Source organism: Nocardia suismassiliense (genome assembly GCF_900269665.1).
Classification (GTDB): domain Bacteria; phylum Actinomycetota; class Actinomycetes; order Mycobacteriales; family Mycobacteriaceae; genus Nocardia; species Nocardia suismassiliense.
The window spans coordinates 9,042,922-9,059,817 of sequence record NZ_LT985361.1 but is presented as its reverse complement, the minus strand read 5'-3'; the positions used below and the strand labels follow the sequence as shown (position 1 = coordinate 9,059,817).

18 protein-coding genes and 1 riboswitch are annotated in these 16,896 nt (G+C 67.7%); of the genes, 10 read left to right on the top strand and 8 right to left on the bottom strand.

The features are described from left to right. Positions 1-107 precede the first annotated feature (107 nt). Entirely contained in the window at positions 108-935 is an 828-nt protein-coding gene (locus DBO33_RS40725) for an SDR family NAD(P)-dependent oxidoreductase (protein WP_107659770.1), read from the top strand. Positions 936-991: 56 nt separating this feature from the next. Here the strand turns inward: DBO33_RS40725 and DBO33_RS40720 are convergent, their stop codons facing one another. Further along, positions 992-2,089, bottom strand: coding sequence for a CaiB/BaiF CoA transferase family protein (locus DBO33_RS40720; RefSeq protein ID WP_107659769.1), 1,098 nt, complete (start codon positions 2,087-2,089; stop codon positions 992-994). Positions 2,090-2,390: 301 nt separating this feature from the next. Between DBO33_RS40720 and DBO33_RS40715 the strand changes: the two genes are divergently transcribed. Continuing rightward, positions 2,391-2,873 (top strand): DUF456 domain-containing protein, encoded by a 483-nt coding sequence (locus DBO33_RS40715; RefSeq protein ID WP_107659768.1) that lies wholly within the window; start codon positions 2,391-2,393, stop codon positions 2,871-2,873. Positions 2,874-2,921: 48 nt separating this feature from the next. Here DBO33_RS40715 and DBO33_RS40710 read toward each other — a convergent pair whose 3' ends face one another. Next, positions 2,922-3,794 (bottom strand): amidohydrolase family protein, encoded by an 873-nt coding sequence (locus DBO33_RS40710; RefSeq protein WP_107659767.1) that lies wholly within the window; start codon positions 3,792-3,794, stop codon positions 2,922-2,924. Positions 3,795-3,854: 60 nt separating this feature from the next. Beyond that, complete coding sequence (locus tag DBO33_RS40705) at positions 3,855-5,246, bottom strand: FAD-dependent oxidoreductase (RefSeq protein ID WP_107659766.1); 1,392 nt, start codon at positions 5,244-5,246, stop codon at positions 3,855-3,857. Between the two features lie 348 nt (positions 5,247-5,594). On the opposite strand from DBO33_RS40705, the gene DBO33_RS40700 reads away from it, so the two are divergent. From DBO33_RS40700 to DBO33_RS40690, 3 genes are all read left to right on the top strand, one after another. Next, complete coding sequence (locus tag DBO33_RS40700) at positions 5,595-6,041, top strand: Rv0361 family membrane protein (protein WP_107659765.1); 447 nt, start codon at positions 5,595-5,597, stop codon at positions 6,039-6,041. A gap of 63 nt (positions 6,042-6,104) precedes the next feature. Continuing rightward, positions 6,105-6,221: riboswitch (SAM riboswitch) on the top strand. A 14-nt stretch (positions 6,222-6,235) separates the two neighbouring features. Further along, entirely contained in the window at positions 6,236-6,652 is a 417-nt protein-coding gene (locus DBO33_RS40695) for a rhodanese-like domain-containing protein (protein ID WP_107659764.1), read from the top strand. Between the two features lie 91 nt (positions 6,653-6,743). After that, a complete protein-coding gene (locus DBO33_RS40690) occupies positions 6,744-7,958 on the top strand; it encodes an O-succinylhomoserine sulfhydrylase (RefSeq protein WP_107659763.1) in 1,215 nt (404 codons plus the stop codon). A gap of 58 nt (positions 7,959-8,016) precedes the next feature. Here DBO33_RS40690 and fgd read toward each other — a convergent pair whose 3' ends face one another. Beyond that, positions 8,017-9,027: a glucose-6-phosphate dehydrogenase (coenzyme-F420) gene (fgd, locus tag DBO33_RS40685; RefSeq protein ID WP_107659762.1), complete on the bottom strand. Its 1,011-nt coding sequence runs from the start codon at positions 9,025-9,027 to the stop codon at positions 8,017-8,019. Positions 9,028-9,324: 297 nt separating this feature from the next. On the opposite strand from fgd, the gene DBO33_RS40680 reads away from it, so the two are divergent. Continuing rightward, positions 9,325-10,083 (top strand): HAD-IIA family hydrolase, encoded by a 759-nt coding sequence (locus DBO33_RS40680; RefSeq protein WP_107661029.1) that lies wholly within the window; start codon positions 9,325-9,327, stop codon positions 10,081-10,083. 35 nt (positions 10,084-10,118) lie between these two features. Here DBO33_RS40680 and DBO33_RS40675 read toward each other — a convergent pair whose 3' ends face one another. Continuing rightward, positions 10,119-10,571, bottom strand: a complete 453-nt coding sequence (locus tag DBO33_RS40675) for a MarR family winged helix-turn-helix transcriptional regulator (RefSeq protein ID WP_107661028.1) — start codon at positions 10,569-10,571, stop codon at positions 10,119-10,121. Positions 10,572-10,626: 55 nt separating this feature from the next. Beyond that, on the bottom strand, positions 10,627-11,268 hold the full coding sequence (locus DBO33_RS40670) for a type 1 glutamine amidotransferase family protein (protein ID WP_107659761.1): 642 nt from the start codon (positions 11,266-11,268) through the stop codon (positions 10,627-10,629). 68 nt (positions 11,269-11,336) lie between these two features. Here DBO33_RS40670 and DBO33_RS40665 point away from each other — a divergent pair, with 68 nt between their 5' ends. Next, positions 11,337-11,789, top strand: coding sequence for an RpiB/LacA/LacB family sugar-phosphate isomerase (locus tag DBO33_RS40665; RefSeq protein WP_107659760.1), 453 nt, complete (start codon positions 11,337-11,339; stop codon positions 11,787-11,789). Between the two features lie 128 nt (positions 11,790-11,917). Here DBO33_RS40665 and DBO33_RS44330 read toward each other — a convergent pair whose 3' ends face one another. Then, positions 11,918-12,364, bottom strand: a complete 447-nt coding sequence (locus tag DBO33_RS44330; RefSeq protein WP_234391477.1) for a hypothetical protein — start codon at positions 12,362-12,364, stop codon at positions 11,918-11,920. Here DBO33_RS44330 and DBO33_RS44325 point away from each other — a divergent pair. Then, positions 12,321-12,440: a DUF3761 domain-containing protein gene (locus tag DBO33_RS44325; protein ID WP_234391469.1), complete on the top strand. Its 120-nt coding sequence runs from the start codon at positions 12,321-12,323 to the stop codon at positions 12,438-12,440. The two genes, DBO33_RS44330 and DBO33_RS44325, sit on opposite strands and share 44 nt — an antisense overlap. Positions 12,441-12,447: 7 nt before the next feature. Here DBO33_RS44325 and DBO33_RS40655 read toward each other — a convergent pair whose 3' ends face one another. Then, positions 12,448-12,954, bottom strand: a complete 507-nt coding sequence (locus DBO33_RS40655; protein ID WP_107659759.1) for a nitroreductase family deazaflavin-dependent oxidoreductase — start codon at positions 12,952-12,954, stop codon at positions 12,448-12,450. A 185-nt stretch (positions 12,955-13,139) separates the two neighbouring features. Here DBO33_RS40655 and pta point away from each other — a divergent pair, with 185 nt between their 5' ends. Both pta and DBO33_RS40640 read left to right on the top strand, forming a co-directional pair. Next, positions 13,140-15,212 (top strand): phosphate acetyltransferase, encoded by a 2,073-nt coding sequence (gene pta / locus DBO33_RS40645; protein WP_107659757.1) that lies wholly within the window; start codon positions 13,140-13,142, stop codon positions 15,210-15,212. A gap of 141 nt (positions 15,213-15,353) precedes the next feature. After that, positions 15,354-16,562: an acetate kinase gene (locus DBO33_RS40640; RefSeq protein WP_107659756.1), complete on the top strand. Its 1,209-nt coding sequence runs from the start codon at positions 15,354-15,356 to the stop codon at positions 16,560-16,562. Positions 16,563-16,896: the final 334 nt, after the last annotated feature.

Here is a 16,896-nt window from a genome sequence, read left to right as displayed (position 1 = left end):
CGAGATACTACAGGTGAGCTGCGTCTTACCTCTAAGTTGCAACATTGATGTTGCAATTACTGAAGATAAGGCTACTCTGATGTTGCATCACATCGAAGGAGCTCGAAATGACCCGCACTGGAAACACCGCCCTCATCACCGGCGCCTCGTCCGGCATCGGCGCCGAGTTCGCCGCCACCTTGGCGGCCCGCGGCGACGACCTCGTCTTGGTCGCCCGCACGTTGCCACGCCTGGAAGCCCTTGCCGCACAACTACGTCAGCGCCACGGCGGCCGAGTCGAGGTCATCGCACAGGACCTCACCGTGCCCGACGCCGCTGCGCGGGTGGTGGATGAGCTTGCCGCACGCGGACTCTCGGTCGACCTGTTGATCAACAACGCGGGCTTCGGCAGCGCGGGCCGCTTCGAGGACCTCGGCGTCGACAGCGAGCACGATCAGCTCATGGTCAATGTCGTTGCGCTGGCCGGGCTTACCCGCCGCCTCCTCCCCGGCATGCTCGAGCGCGGCAGCGGCGAAATCGTCAATGTCGCGTCGACCGCGGCCTTTCAGCCGTCGCCCTACTTCGCTACCTACTCCTCCGGCAAGGCTTTTGTGCTGAACTTCAGCCTGTCGTTGTGGAGCGAATACCGCGGCCGCGGCATCAAGGTCCTCGCCGTGTGCCCCGGCCCGACGGAGACGCCGTTCTTCGACACTGTCGGTACCCGCGATGCCGCCCTCGGCCGAATGGGCAGCGCCGCAGCGGTTGTCGAGACCACGCTGCGTGCGCTCGAACGCAACAAGGGCTACGTCGTGCCCGGCGCGTCGAACTTCGCCGCCGCACACCTGATGCCCCGCCGCCCGCGCACCCTGGTGGCGCGCATCGCCAAGCTCGTCACCCGAGGACTGGCCGACGGCGGCCGCCCGATCGGTCCCGCGCTTTCTTCGGCCACCGCCTGAGCGCACGAAAAGGCCCCGGGGGGCACAACCCCCGGGGCCTCGATCGAAGCCAGAAGTCAGTTCGCCCAGACGGATTCGATCGGCGTCGCCTCGCTGGGCGGCGGGGTGGGGATGCCGTTGGGCGTGCGGGAGAACCGCGGCGCCGGCGCGTGCTGGGTGATGTTGTCGACCTCGATCAGCGAACCCCTGGCCGCGATGTGCTCGTTGCGGGTGGCTTCCTCGAAGGTGAGCACGGGGGAGACGCAGGCGTCGGTGCCGACGAAGATCTCCGCCCACTCGTCGCGGGTCTTGGTCAGGAAGCGTTCCGTGAACAGCTTTTTCAGCGTTTCCTGACCCGCCGGATCGAGCTGGTACGGCAGGCCCTCGGGATTGATGTCGAGGCCGGCCAGCAACTGGGCGTAGAACTGCGGCTCGATCGAGCCGACCGCCATGTACTTGCCGTCGGCGGTTTCGTAGGTGTCGTAGAACGACATTCCGGTATCGAGCAGGTTCACCCCGCGCTCGTCGGACCACGCGCCGTACCCGCGCATACCCCAGATCATGTGCGAAAGAGCAAGCGCGCCATCGACCATCGCGGCGTCGACGACCTGACCCTTGCCGGAGCTCTGCCGCTCGACGAGCGCGGCGAGCAGGCCGAACACCAGGAACATCGAGCCGCCGCCGAAGTCGCCGACCATGTTCAGCGGCGGCACCGGGCGCTCACCCTTGCGGCCGATGGCGTGCAGCACGCCGGTGATGGAGATGTAGTTGATGTCGTGCCCGGCGCGATCGGCCAGCGGGCCTTCCTGGCCCCAGCCGGTCATCCGCCCGTAGATCAGCCGCGGATTGCGCGCGAGCGCCTCGTCCGGGCCGAGCCCCATCCGCTCGGTCACCCCGGGCCGGAAGCCCTCGATGAGCACGTCCGCCTTCTCGATCAGCCCGAGCACCTTCTCGATGTCGGCCGGGTCCTTGAGGTTGGCCTCGACGATGGTGCGCCCGCGTTGCTGCGGCCGGTCGAAGCCGCCAGGTATCTGGCCTGCCCGCTGGATCCGCACCACGTCGGCGCCCAGATCGGCCAGCAGCAACGCGGCATGCGGCCCCGGCCCGATCCCGGCCAGCTCGATGACCCTGATGCCCGCGAGCGGGCCCTTGACGGCGGTGGATGGAGTGCTCACGCCCTACCTCGGTTCGTCGTTGATCCAGCGCACGGCGTCCCGGCGCTCCTCCGGAAGGGGCCCGGAGGGTGTATTGACAGTATGACAATAACGCCGAGCCGTGCGCCGGACGCCCTCCCGTCCGGACGGCACGGTCGAGGGACGGTCGGTGAATGCCGGTCCACTTACGCTGTCCACGCGGCGTCCGCCGTGCACCGGTTCACCCGGTACGACACAATCCCAGCAGCGCACTATTCGCGGGATCGTCCGGCGAGCCTGCGCGGTGAGGTGGAGTCATGCGGGAGCCCAGCGAGGCACGATCATGAGTGCTGCGGGTGAGGTCGTTGTCGGCCTGGTCATTCTCGTCGGTCTATTGGGCATCATCATCCCGATCCTGCCCGGCGTCATCCTGATCTTCGGCGCGATCGCGGTGTGGGCCTTCATGACCGGCGGCGCGACGGCCTGGACCGTCTTCGCCGTCAGCACAGCCCTGCTCGTCCTGTCCGGCGTCATCAAATACACCTGGCCCGGCCGGAAGATGAAGGACGCGGGCGTGGCCAACCGCTCCCTGGTGCTAGGCGCGGTCCTCGGCATCGTCGGCTTCTTCGTCATCCCGGTGGTCGGCCTGTTCGTCGGCTTCGTGCTCGGCGTCTACCTCTCCGAACTGCACCGCCTGCGCGTCGGTCAGCAGGCCTGGCAGGCAACGGTGCACGCGCTCAAGGGCGTCGGCCTGTCCATGCTCATCGAACTCCTGGGTGCCCTGCTCGCCACCGGCATCTGGGTGGTCGGCGCGATCGTCGCCTGACTCACCCCCGGGCAGGGTTCCTGCATCGAGTCGTGTTGCCTACCAGCGCTACTCGATGATCGGCAACGGAATGGTGTCCACCGCTTCGGGTTTGGGAAGACTGTCGCGGCGGATCGGCAACGTGGGTTGTTCCGCGGTGTACAGCGGCAGCGTGGGCGCCGGGTCGGTGGGCAGGGCGCGGACCCGGGCGGGCAGCCGGTAGAAAGCGCGGGCGTTGTCCTCCAGGACGGCGAACATGTCGGTGCCGACCACATCGCAGATGAGGTCGACGTCGGAGTCGCGGAACGGGCGACCCGCGCGGGTACCCGGTAGGTCGGTGCCGAACATCAGCGCCTCGGGATTGACCGCGTGGATGCGGCGCAGCGTATCGGCGACGTTCATCGAGACCCGGCCGAAACCCGTCGCCTTGACCTTGGCACCGCGATCGACCAGATCGAGCAGGAACGGCAGGCCCTCCTCGGACATGCCGAGATGGTCGATGGCGAAGACCGGCAGCTTGGAGATGACCGGCTGCAACGACGCGAGCATCTGGCCGTCGATATAGACCTCGACGTGCCAGCCGACCAGCTCGTGCGCGCGCAGCGCCTGCAAGGTCATGCCGGTGATGTCGGCGGCGGCGCGCTTGAGGTTGAACCGCAGCCCGCGCACGCCGATGCGGTCCAGCTCGAGGATCTCGTCGTCGGTGGCGTCCAGATCCAGGCGGGTGACGCCGACCCAGCCCTCGCCCAGCTCGGCGAGGGCCGCCTTCAGATACGTCTGATCGGTGCCCTGGAACGACCCGCTGACCACGGCGCCGCCGCCGACGTCGAAGCGCGACATGCGCTTTCGATAATCGGCGATGGTGAAGTGGCCGGGCAGGTAGCCCTCGTTCTCGAACCGCGGGAACCGCGGATCGAAGATGTGGAAATGGGCATCGAACACCTGTACAGAATGCCTCAGTACGCGTCGTTCCGCTGTTACGGACCCAACAAGCGCGTCAGGTCAGACCTTGTGCGGCTCGCTGGCGCGCAGCATGTCTTCCCGCTCGACCACCTTGACGCGCTCGCGGCCCTCGGGCTCGCCGAGCGAGCGCTCGTGCGCGTCCAGGCGGTACCAGCCCTGCCAAGTGGTGAACGGAATGCCCTTGCTCTCCAGGAACTCGGTGACCGCGTCCAGCTCCGGCCGCTCGGCCGGGGCGAAGTTCGCGCTGTCGTCGAGCAGGCAGGCCACCGTCTCGTTGGCGTCGCCCTTGGTGTGGCCGATGAGGCCGACCGGGCCGCGCTTGATCCAGCCGGTGACGTAGGTGGCCGGCACGTAGCGGTCGGCGCCGTCGGCGTTCTCGTCGGCGATCACCCGGCCCGCCTCGTTGGGCACGGTGCCCGCCTGGTCGTCGAACGGCAGGTTGGTCAGGTTCTGCGACAGGTAGCCGACGGCCCGGTAGACCGCCTGCACGTCCCATTCCTTGAATACGCCGGTGCCCTTGACGTTGCCGGTGCCGTCGAGCTGGGTGCGCTCGGTGCGCAGGCCGACGACCTTGCCCTCCTCGTCGCCGAGGATCTCGGCGGGTGACTCGAAGAAGTGCAGGAACAGCTTGTGCGGGCGGTTGCCGACGTCGCGAATGGCCCACTGCTCCAGCGTGTTCGCGATCATGTCGACCTGCTTGGAGTGGCGGCGTGCGGCTTCGGAGCCCTCGTCGTACTCGATGTCCTCGGGATCGACGATGACCTCGATGGTCGGCGAATGATCCAGTTCGCGCAGCTCCAGCGGGGTGAACTTGGCCTGCGCCGGGCCGCGGCGGCCGAACACGTGCACCTCGAGCGCCTTGTTGGCCTTGAGGCCCGCGTAGACGTTCGGCGGGATCTCGGTCGGCAGCAGCTCGTCGCCGGTCTTGGCGAGCACGCGGGCCACGTCGAGCGCGACATTGCCGACGCCGAGCACGGCGACCTTCTCCGCGTCCAGCGGCCAGGTGCGCGGCACGTCCGGGTGGCCGTCGTACCAGGACACGAAGTCCGCCGCGCCGTAGGAGCCGTCCAGCCCGATGCCGGGGATGCCCAGCGCGCGGTCGGCGTTGGCGCCGGTGGAGAAGATGACCGCGTCGTAGAACGTGCGCAGGTCGTCGAGGGTGATGTCGGTGCCGTAGTCGATGTTGCCGAGCAGGCGCACCTGCGGCTTGTCGAGGACCTTGTGCAGGGCGGTGATGATGCCCTTGATGCGCGGGTGGTCCGGCGCGACGCCGTAGCGGATGAGCCCGAACGGCGCGGGCATGCGCTCGAACAGGTCGATGCTGACCTCGGCATCGGACTTCATCAGGGCGTCGGCGGCGTAGATCCCCGCGGGTCCGGCGCCAACGATGGCGATGCGGAGCGGGCGAGTCGCTGCACTCTGTTCGGTCATCTTTTACGCGCACCCTTTTGGTTGAGAAACAAATACGGCGTCTTCCTTAGCCTAGGCTAAGTTACGCGCTGGCTGGTTGCACCTGACGATGCGGACACCGGAGTTGTCGGCTCGTGGCCATTCCGGTCGCGGCTATGACAGCAGGCCGCAGTCTCGCGATTCTATCGGTGGCGGCGAACGCGGCCTCCGCCGGTGCGTGAACTGAACGGATGCCGCGCGATCCGTTCTGTCCGGCTTACCCGATCTCGCGGGGCTGATTCCCCTGCGGTGCGGTGGAGTTCGTAAGGCATAAACGCGCGTGGTGGGGGTGAGCGCCGGATAAGCCCGCCGACCAGGGATCATGCTCGTATGAGCAAAGAGCAGCAGCCTGCGGAGGACGAGGTCATCAAGGTCGATCAGACCGACAAGCGTTCCGCCGCACCGATCATCGCGGCCGCCGTCATCGCGGTGCTCGTGCTCGCCGGGATCGTGATCGGCGGGGTGCTGTCGCCCGCTGAGAAAAATGTCACAGAATCCGACCGGATCGCGGCCGCGGTGCGCGGCTTCGTCGAGGGCTCCAACAGCACCGATCTGGTGCCCCCACCAGGCACGGGCTGCCCGGGCTTCGACCCGAAACGCTCTCCGCTGGCTGGGCGCTCCGGCGGCGGAAAGACCGTGGAAATCACGAAACTCGTCGATCCGAAGGTGGACGGCGATCGCGCGATGGCGACGGTCACCACCAAGGTCGACGGCGACGAGGCGACCTCGACGTGGAATCTGACCCGCTCCGGCGACAAATGGCTGGTCTGTAATTGAGCATTCTCATACCGTGAGCAGCCGTTTGACAGGGTGACCCCTGTCGAGGCAATCTCAGCAGAAGGTCATGAGAACCAGTGTCAAGCCCCGGCAATACTGGTCGGCAACCCTCCTCCGCGGTGGGGTGCTCCGGGTGACGACCTGGCCGCGCGTCAAACCCGAGCGCGGCAAGTGCGGATTCTAGGAGGGTCCAGATGAGTTATGCCGGTGACATCACTCCCCAGCAGGCCTGGGAACTGTTGCGAGACAACCCCGAAGCCGTCTTGGTCGACGTGCGCACCGAAGCCGAATGGAAGTTCGTCGGCGTGCCCGACACCAGTTCGATCGAGCGCCCGACGGTACTGATCGAGTGGGTCGACTCGACCGGGACGCGCAACGGTGAGTTCACCGAACAGCTGGTCAAGGCGCTGGACGGACACAACCGGGAAGCTCCGGTGATCTTCCTCTGTCGCTCCGGCCAGCGCTCCATCGGCGCGGCCATCGCCGCGACGCAGGCCGGTTTCGGCACCTCCTACAACGTGCTCGAGGGCTTCGAAGGCCCGGTCGACGCGAACGGTCATCGGGGCGGCAGCGGCTGGCGCGCCCTCGGCTTGCCGTGGCGGCAGTCATGAGTAGCTGCTGTTCGGTCGCCGCCTTGTCGCGGAGCTGTGTCGCCGGGGAGCAGTGGGTCGTCAGGGGGCAGTGGGTCCTCGGGAGGCAGTCATGATCACCGGTGGTGCGTTCGACAAGCCGCTGCCCGAAGGGGTCGGTCCCGCGACGCTCGGTGTGCGAGGAGGCTTGCGGCGCTCCGGTTTCGAGGAGACCTCCGAGGCGCTGTATCTGACCTCCGGTTTCGTCTACGAGAGCGCGGAGGCCGCCGAGGCCGCGTTCACCGGTGACGTCGAGCATTTCGTCTACTCCCGCTACGGCAATCCGACGGTCGCCATGTTCGAGGAGCGGATGCGGCTGCTCGACGGCGCCGAAGCGTGTTTCGCCACCGCGAGTGGAATGTCGGCGGTATTCACCGCTTTGGGCGCACTGCTCGGCGCCGGTGATCGACTGGTGGCCGCGCGCAGCCTGTTCGGGTCCTGCTTCGTGGTGTGCAACGAGATCCTGCCGCGCTGGGGCGTGGAGACCGTCTTCGTCGACGGCGAGGATCTGGACCAGTGGGAGCAGGCGCTGTCGGTGCCCACCCAGGCGGTGTTCTTCGAGACACCGGCCAACCCGATGCAGACCCTGGTCGACGTGCGCCGGGTCACCGAGCTCGCACACGCCGCGGGCGCGAAGGTGGTGCTGGACAACGTCTTCGCCACCCCGCTGCTGCAGCGCGGTTTCGAACTGGGTGCCGACGTGGTCGTCTACTCGGGTACCAAGCACATCGACGGCCAGGGCCGGGTGCTCGGCGGCGCCATCCTCGGCGCGAAGGACTACATCGAGGGTCCGGTGAAAACCCTGATGCGCCATACCGGTCCGGCGCTGAGCCCGTTCAACGCGTGGACGCTGCTCAAGGGTTTGGAGACGATGCCGTTGCGCGTCCGCCACTCCACCGCGTCGGCCCTGCGCATCGCCCGCTTCCTGGAGACCAACAAGGCCGTCAGCTGGGTGAAATACCCCTTCCTGGAGTCACATCCGCAGCACGACCTGGCCACCGGTCAGATGAGTGCGGGCGGCACCGTGGTCACCTTCGAACTCAACGCGCCCGCCCACGAGGCCAAGAAGCGTGCCTTCGAAGTGCTCAACCGCCTGCGCATCATCGACATCTCCAACAACCTCGGCGATGCCAAATCCCTGATCACCCACCCCGCCACCACAACTCACCGCGCCATGGGCCCCGAGGGCCGGGCCACCATCGGCCTCTCCGACGGCGTGGTCCGCATCTCCGTCGGCCTGGAGGACGTCGAAGACCTCCTCGCCGACCTCGACCACGCCCTCAGCTAGCAACGAACGGCAAAGGCTCCACCCGCCGCTGCGACGGGTGGAGCCTTTGTCGTTTTGATCAGGCCAGGGCGCGCAGGCGGGGGGCCAGGTCGCGCTGGAAGAGGTCGAGGAAGCGGCGCTGGTCGTGGCCGGGGGCGTGGAAGACCAGGTGGTTCAGGCCGGCGTCGAGGTAGGGCTTGATGAGGTCGACGGCCTGGTCGGGGTCGCTGGCGACGATCCAGCGCTTGGCGATCTGCTCGATCGGGAGGGCGTCGGCGGCGGCCTCCATCTCGATCGGGTCGGTGATGCTGTGCTTCTGCTCCGGCGTCAGGCTCAGCGGGGCCCAGAAGCGGGTGTTCTCCAGTGCCAGTTCGGGATCGGTGTCGTAGGAGATCTTGATCTCGATCATCCGGTCGATGTCCTCGGCGGTGCGGCCCGCCTTGGCGGCGCCCTCGGCGACCGCGGGCATCAGCTTCTCGGTGTAGAGCTCCATGCCCTTGCCGGAGGTGCAGATGAAGCCGTCACCCGCGCGGCCCGCATAACGCGCGACCAGCGGTCCGCCCGCCGCCACGTAGACCGGGATGCCGCCCTTGGGCACGTCGTAGATCGACGCGCCGACGGTGTTGTAGTACTCGCCGGCGAAGTCCACGCGGTCGCCGGTCCACAGCGCGCGCATGAGCTCGACCGCCTCACGCAGCCGGGCGAAACGCTCCTTGAACTCCGGCCAGTCACCCTTGTATCCGGTGGCGATCTCGTTGAGCGCCTCGCCGGTGCCGACACCGAGCATGATCCGGTCGGGATACAGACACCCCATGGTGGCGAAGGCTTGTGCGATCACGGCCGGGTTGTACCGGAACGTGGGCGTGAGCACCGAGGTGCCGAGCTGGATCCGCTCGGTGCGCTCGCCGACCGCGGCCATCCAGGCCAGCGAGAACGGCGCGTGCCCGCCCTTGTGCCGCCACGGCTGGAAATGGTCGCTCACCGTGGCACTGTCGAGGCCGTGTTCCTCGGCCAGCACCGCGATCTCCACCAGTTCCCGCGGCCCGAATTGTTCCGCCGACGCCTTGTATCCGAGCTTGAGCTCACCCATGTGCGCCACTCCTGTCGCTTCGCTGCACACCTCGGTGCGGGCATTCCCGCACTCTTGTCGACCGCCGACACGCTGCGGTCATGTCTCGCTGCAACCGCAACGAGATCGCGGACCTTCCCGCCCTCGGCGATCGTATGCGCCCGCTCCGACGCGCGCACATAGCCTTTTCCGACCCGGGGTCGGCGGCGTCCGCCGGTGTGCGAAGGGTCGCATCGACGCGGACCTCCCCCCGGAACTATCCCAATAGCGGACAATTGTCTGGTGACTGACGAACCGATCCTGTCCTATCTGACCGACATGGACGGTGTGCTGGTGCACGAGGATCAACTGGTGCCCGGCGCCGACGAGTTCCTCGCCGAGCTGCGCGCCAACGAGACCCCGTTCCTGGTGCTGACCAACAACTCGATCCGCACCCCGCGCGACCTGCAGGCCAGGCTGCGCCACACCGGCCTCGACATCCCCGAGACGGCGATCTGGACCTCCGCGCTGGCCACCGCCACCTTCCTGGACGAGCAGCGACCCAACGGCACCGCCTACGTGGTCGGCGAGTCCGGTCTCACCACCGCGTTGCACGAAATCGGCTACGTGCTCACCGACAGCAACCCCGACTACGTGGTGCTCGGCGAGACCCGCAACTACTCCTTCGAGGCGATCACCACCGCGATCCGGCTGATCGAGCGCGGCGCGAGTTTCATCGCCACCAACCCCGACCCGACCGGCCCGTCGCGCGACGGCTCACTGCCCGCGACCGGTTCGGTCGCCGCGCTGATCACCCGTGCCACCGGCCGCGACCCGTACTACATCGGCAAGCCCAACCCGCTGATGATGCGCTCGGCGCTGCGCCGGATCGGCGCGCACTCGCAGTCCACGGTGATGATCGGCGACCGGATGGATACCGACGTCATCTCCGGGCTGGAGGCGGGTATGCGCACCATCCTGGTCACCACCGGTATCTCCACACGCGCCTCGGTCGAGGCGTATCCGTATCGGCCGACCATGGTGCTCGACTCCGTGGCGGATCTGGTCGGGCGTACGAAGGAGCCGTTCGCGGACTGATCGCGGGCGCCGGGTCCGTCATGCGGCAGGGCACCTCAACCCTGTTCTTCGACGATCGCGTCCAAGGCGGTGGACAGCATGGTGAGCATCTCCACGGTCGCCGCGAGCTGTTCCAAGCCGAGCTCGTCCACCAGTCGCTTGGCCACCACCGCGTGCTGTGGATTGATCCGGCGCACCGCCTCGAGGCCCGCGTCGGTGACCGCGACCAGCTTCGCGCGGCGGTGCGCCGGATTCGGCCGGTATTCGGCAAGTCCCTTGTCCACCAACAGGTCCGCGATGCGCTGCACGCTCTGCCGGGTGATGCCCATCTCCCGGGCGATGCCCGCCACCGGCAGTGGTTCGGCCAGTACCGCCCCGAGCACCTGCCACCAGGCCGCGGTGAGACCCGCCGGGCGCGCCAGTTCCTCGGCGATCGCGAGGAACTGACCGTTCAGTCGAAATGACGTGATGGCGGCCGTGGCGAACAGTTCCTGTTCATTCCTGGTCACTTCCACCTCCTGGCGATCCGGCCGTCCGGCCGGATCGCCGCGTGATTCTTCCGCATCAGACGTGCGCGCCCGACCGCTGCTCCTCGTACTCCGCCAGCACCGCCCACCCCGCCGGATCGGAGTGCCCGTACAAGCGGTACCACCCATCGAGCACGTGCGGCTCGTACACGCCGAGCTTGCCGAGCGCCGCCTGTGCGAACTCGAACGGTGCGGTGCCGCCCGCGGTGATCAGATCGCCATCGGTCACCGCGGCCTCGTCCGAGTAATTGTCGGCCCCCGCATATCCGCTGTAGAGCAGGAATTCCCGAACATTACTGGTGTGCTTGCGCGTATCGAGCAGACCTTCCCTGGCCAGCCCGAGTGTTGCTCCGCAGATCGCCGCGACCGGAACTCCCGCATCGAGGAACTCGCGAGCTTTGCGCGCGAACGGCATGAGTTCCTCGCCGTCCCAGGTGTCGGCGCCGGCCAGGATCAGCATCGAGCTCTCGGCGGGCGTGAGATCGGCCAGTGCCAGGTCCGGCACGATGCGCATCCCGCCGAGCGTGGTGATCGGATCAGTGGTCAGCCCAACCGTTTTGGTCTGCCAGGTGCCCGGCTCCCGCTGCCAGGTGGTCCGGTTGATGTGCGCCGTGGTCGCGCCGATCTCCCAGTCGGAGAAGGTGTCGTAAACGGCTACGTGAACTGTCTTCGTGATCATGACAGTATCCTGTCATATTTGACAGCATGCTGTCAACAGTTCGCGCGGCCCGACATTAAGCTGGGAGCATGCGGATCTCGGTTGCTGCGGACGAACGCGTCGGAGTGGCGCGGGAACTGGTCGAAGAGCTCATCCGGCGCGGACACGAAACGCTGCCGCACGGCGCACTCGCGGAGACCGAACGAGACGACTGGGCCTGGGCCAGCGAGGCCGCGGCCCGCGACGTCGCCCAGGGCCGCGCCGACCAGGCGATCGTCTGCTGCTGGACCGGCACCGGCGCCTCGATCGCCGCCAACAAGGTCACCGGCGTCCGCGCCGCCCTCTGCGCCGACGCCGAGACAGCCAAAGGCGCCCGCCAATGGAACGACGCGAACGTCCTCGCCCTGAGCCTCCGTTCGACCTCCACCCCAGAACTTCAGGAAATCCTCGACGCCTGGTTTGCCGGCGCCCCCAGCACCGAGCCCGACGATCAGGCCAACATCACCCACCTGTCCGCGATCGAAGAGGGCAACCAGCACTGACCTGGTTTCGTGCCCCGGAACCAATCTGACCTGCGGTTGTTTGGTAATGGGTGGTAGCGCGCCTTCGATGAAGTGAGGTGAGTCATCCGATAGGTGACTTGCTATCAATCAATCGGAGTATCAGTGCATTACCGCTTCAGCGGTCTCGGTTTTCTCGTCGGTCTGGGCGCGTTCGTCGTGCTCGTCAGTGGCTGCTCGGCTGAGCCGGCCGCGCCATCCCGGACATCCGCAACCTTGCCTGCCACAACAACAATCAGTTCGACGAGTCTTGCCCCGTCCAGTACAACCACTGTGCCGACCACGACCAGCGCGCCGACCTCGACCACGACCAGTCCGCCGGTCACCACCGTCGCGCCCGCCCCGCCGCCCGTAGCGGTGCCGCGCACGACGGTGGCATTGCGCCCGCCACCGCCCGCCCCGCCACCGCCTGCTCCCGTACCGCTGGTCGCACCGCCGCCGGCGAGCGATCCCGGTTCGGCCTGCGGCCCCGATTCGTACATCAACTCCCGCGGCAACTGCGTCCCCAACCCGGTGCAGGCCCCGTCCGCGCCGCCGGGTGCCACCGCCAAGTGCAAGGACGGCACCTACTCGTTCAGCCAGACTCGTCGCGGCACCTGCTCAGGCCACGGCGGCGTCGCGACTTGGCTGTGAGCGGGGGTTAGGCGCGGCGGAGGGCGAAGATGCGGAGGTCGCGGGTGGTGCGGTTGCGGTAGGCGGCGTAGGCGCCGGTGATGTCGACGAAGCGGGCGAAGATCGCGTCCTTGGCTTCGGGTTCGACGAGGGTGGCTTGGACGGGGATGCGCTGGCCGGCGATGGCTACGGTGGCGGTGGGGGTGGCCAGCAGGTTGGCGGTCCAGGCGGGGTGGCGTTCCTGGCCGAAGTTGCTGCCGATCACGTACAGCACGTCGCCGTCGTGCACGTAGAGCAGTGGCTGGGTGCGCGGCCGGCCGGACTTGCGGCCGATGGTGGTCAGCAGGATCACCGGGGCGCCGATCGGGCCGAGCACGGTGTACTTGGCGTCGGTGCGCTCGAGCAGGGCACGGTCCAGCGGGGTGATCTTGCGGACGAACCAGGAACCGGGCTTGGTCGCGGCGAACTTGTTTGCTAGCCGGGACAGTACGTTGGTGCGCGAACCCCACTGCCGGTCCGGAAATTGCTCAGCCATGCGCGGACTATATCGGCCGATCCGGGGTGTCCGGGACCCGAGCGAGCGCCGTCAGCAGGCCGCGGACCGCCCGCAGCCGGTAGAGCCGCGCAGGTGGCATCCCCGCCACGGTCGATTCCGCGCGGCTCGTGACGACTGTCTCGCAGGCGAGCCTGATTAGCGGTTGGTTCACTAAGCTTTCGGGCATGGCCGATCATGCTCCTTCCACCGTGTATATCGCCTCGCCCGAGGGGGACACCGGGAAGTCGACGGTGGCGCTCGGCGTGCTCCAGATGTTGTGCGCGACCACCGCGCGGGTCGGCGTCTTCCGGCCGATCACCCGGTCGACCACCGAGCCCGACTACATTCTCGAGCTGCTGCTCGAGCACAGCACCGCTGATATCGACTACGCGCAGGCCACCGGCGTCACCTACGAGCAGGTGCACGCCGACCCCGACGCCGCGATCAGCGAGATCGTGATGCGGTTCCACGAGGTCGCGAAGGTGTGCGACGCGGTGGTGGTGGTCGGCAGCGATTACACCGATGTCGCCAGCCCCAGCGAGCTGCGCTTCAACGCCAGGATCGCGGTGAATCTCGGCGCCGCGGTGCTGCTGGTGGTACGCGGCGCGGATCGCACGCCCGTCGAGGTGAAGCAGCTGGCCGAGCTGTGCCAGAGCGAGCTGGCCCTGGAACACGCGCAGCTGGTCGCCATCATCGCCAACCGCTGCGACCCGGCGCAGATCGATGAGGTCGCCACCGCGTTGCGTACCTCCGCCGTGCCGACCTGGACGCTGCCCGAGGTGCCGCTGCTCATCTCGCCGACCATGGCCGAACTGTGTAGCGCCATCGACGGCGAAATGTACAGCGGTGACCAGGAATTGCTGCAGCGCGAGGCGCTGAAGATCATGGTCGGCGGCATGACCGCCGAACATATTCTGGAGCGACTGGTGGACGGCGTCGTGGTGATCGCGCCGGGCGACCGCTCCGACGTGCTGCTCAGTGTGGTGAACGCGCATGAGGCAGAAGGCTTTCCGTCGCTGTCGGGCATCATCATGAACGGTGGCATGCTGCCCCATCCCGCGGTGGCGCGGCTGATGACCGGCTTGAAACCGAAGCTGCCGATCCTCACCACTGAGCTCGGCACCTACGACACCGCCAGCGCCGCGTACCGCACCCGCGGCCGCATGTCGGCGGGCAGCCCGCGCAAGGTCGATACCGCGCTCGCGTTGATGGAGGAACACGTCGACGCCGTGGAGTTGTTGCGGCGCATCGAAGTTCCGCGCACCAGCGTGGTGACGCCGCAGATGTTCGAGTACCAGCTCATCGAACGCGCCAGGGCCGACCGTAAACGCATCGTGCTGCCGGAGGGCGACGACGACCGCATCCTGCGCGCGGCCGGCCGGGTGCTGCAACGCAAGATCGCCGATCTGGTGATCCTCGGCGACGAGCAGCTGGTCCGGGCCCGCGCCGCCGAACTCGGCGTCGACATCTCCGCCGCGGAGGTGCTCGATCCCCGAACCTCCGGCTACCTCGACGATTTCGCCAAGGAATACACCGAGCTGCGCAAGCACAAGGGCATGACTGTTGAGCGGGCTCGCGAAACCATGGCCGACATCTCGTATTTCGGCACCATGATGGTCTACAAGGGCATCGCCGACGGCATGGTCTCCGGCGCCGCGCACACCACGGCGCACACCATCCGGCCGTCGTTCGAGATCATCAAAACGGTGCCCGGGGTGTCCACCGTGTCCAGCGTGTTCCTCATGTGTCTCGCCGACCGGGTGCTCGCCTACGGTGACTGCGCGGTGGTGCCCGACCCGACGTCGGAGCAGCTGGCCGACATCGCGATCTCCTCGGCGGGCACGGCGGCCCGGTTCGGTATCGAACCGCGCATCGCCATGCTGTCCTACTCGACCGGCGAATCCGGCAGCGGCGCCGACGTGGACAAGGTGCGGGTGGCCACCAAGCTGGTCCGCGACCGGACGCCGGAGCTGCCGGTGGAGGGCCCGATCCAGTACGACGCGGCGATCGAGCCGACCGTGGCCACCACCAAGCTGCCCGACTCCGAGGTGGCGGGCCGGGCGACGGTGTTCGTGTTTCCCGACCTCAATACCGGCAACAACACCTACAAGGCGGTGCAGCGCAGCGCCGGGGCGATCGCCATCGGGCCGGTGCTGCAGGGCCTGCGCAAGCCGGTCAACGACCTGTCCCGTGGTGCGCTGGTCGCCGACATCGTCAATACCGTGGCGATCACGGCGATCCAAGCCCAGGGGGACTGAGTGTCTTTCGGGACACAGGTGGTTCGCGATATGGAACAGGCGACCCACGCGCGAGGTTGCTGCGGAATGTGGGACCACGAATCCGGCAGGTGTGATGAGTAGCGCGCCGGACCGGGTGACCCGCCGAACACAGGAGGCGTGATGAGCGAACGTACCGACGACCTGGTGCTGGTGATCAATTCCGGCTCGTCGTCCATCAAATACCAACTCCTGGATCCGGAATCCGGCGCGGTGACGGCCGCCGGCGTGGTCGACCGAATCGGCGAGGACAACGCCGGGATCGAGCATCACGCCGACGGCGAAACCACCGAGCGGCGCAGCGCCGTCGCCGATCACACGGCCGGACTGCGGTTGATCTTCGATACGTTCGCCGCGACCGGCCACGACCTGACCCGCTCCGGGATCCGCGCGGTAGGGCACCGGGTGGTGCACGGCGGCGAGGTGTTCTACCAGCCGACACTGATCGATGACGACGTGGTCGCGGCGATCTCCGACCTGTCTTCGCTTGCCCCGCTGCACAATCCGGCGAATGTCGCGGGTATCGAGAGTGCCAGGGAGCTGCTGCCCGACGTGCCGCAGGTGGCCGTGTTCGACACGGCGTTCTTCCACGGCCTGCCCGACGCCGCGAAGACCTACGCCATCGACGCCAAAGTCGCTGCCGCGCACGGTATCCGGAAATACGGCTTCCACGGCACCTCGCACGAGTACGTGTCCGGGCAGGTCGCCGAGCTGCTCGGCCGCGACCCGGCGCAGCTGAACCAGATCGTCTTCCACCTGGGTAACGGCGCCTCGGCCTCGGCGATCCGCGGCGGGCACCCGACCGACACCACCATGGGCCTGACCCCGCTGGAGGGCCTGGTGATGGGCACCAGGTCCGGCGATCTCGACCCGGGCATCATCGCGCACCTGGTCCGCTCGGCCCACTTCGACATTGACCAGGTCGACAAGCTGCTGAACCGGGACTCCGGCATCAAGGGCCTGTCCGGCGTCAACGACTTCCGCGAACTGCAGCGCCTCATCGACAACGGTGACACCGCGGCGAAACTCGCCTACGACGTCTACATCCACCGCCTGCGCCGCTACCTCGGCGCATACCTGATCGACCTGGGCGGAGTCGACGCGATCACCTTCACCGCAGGTGTCGGCGAGAACAGCCCGCAGGTCCGCGCCGACGCTCTGGCCGGCCTGTCCCGCTTCGGCATCGAGGTCGACCCCACGGCGAACACCGCGAAAGGCCGCACCGCCCGGCGTATCTCACCGCCGGACGCGGAGGTCGCCGTACTGGTCGTCCCCACGAACGAAGAACTTGCCATCGCCCGCGCCGCCCACCAGGTCGCGGAAAGCGCCTGACACCCACCCCGCCACCGAAACGATCTGTTCCCATTCGCAGCCAACAGATTTCGCAAGCACATGGGTAACTCGCCGGGCACGGGCCAACCCGACCGCCTAATTACCGCCGCTCGCCGACGTCACTCCCGCGGCACCTGACTCTGGCGTGAATACGCGGAGAGGCGGGTGAGCGCCCGGTCGGGAGGGAAGACCGACCGGGCCGGATCTCCCGTCACATGTCAGCGCCGACCCGGAGGGCAGTCCGCGGCGGCGGGCCCGAGACCGGCGAGGGCATCGCTGTCCCGGTGACATGCGGTGGTGGCGGGCAGTGATGTGCTGCCCGAACCTGATCCGA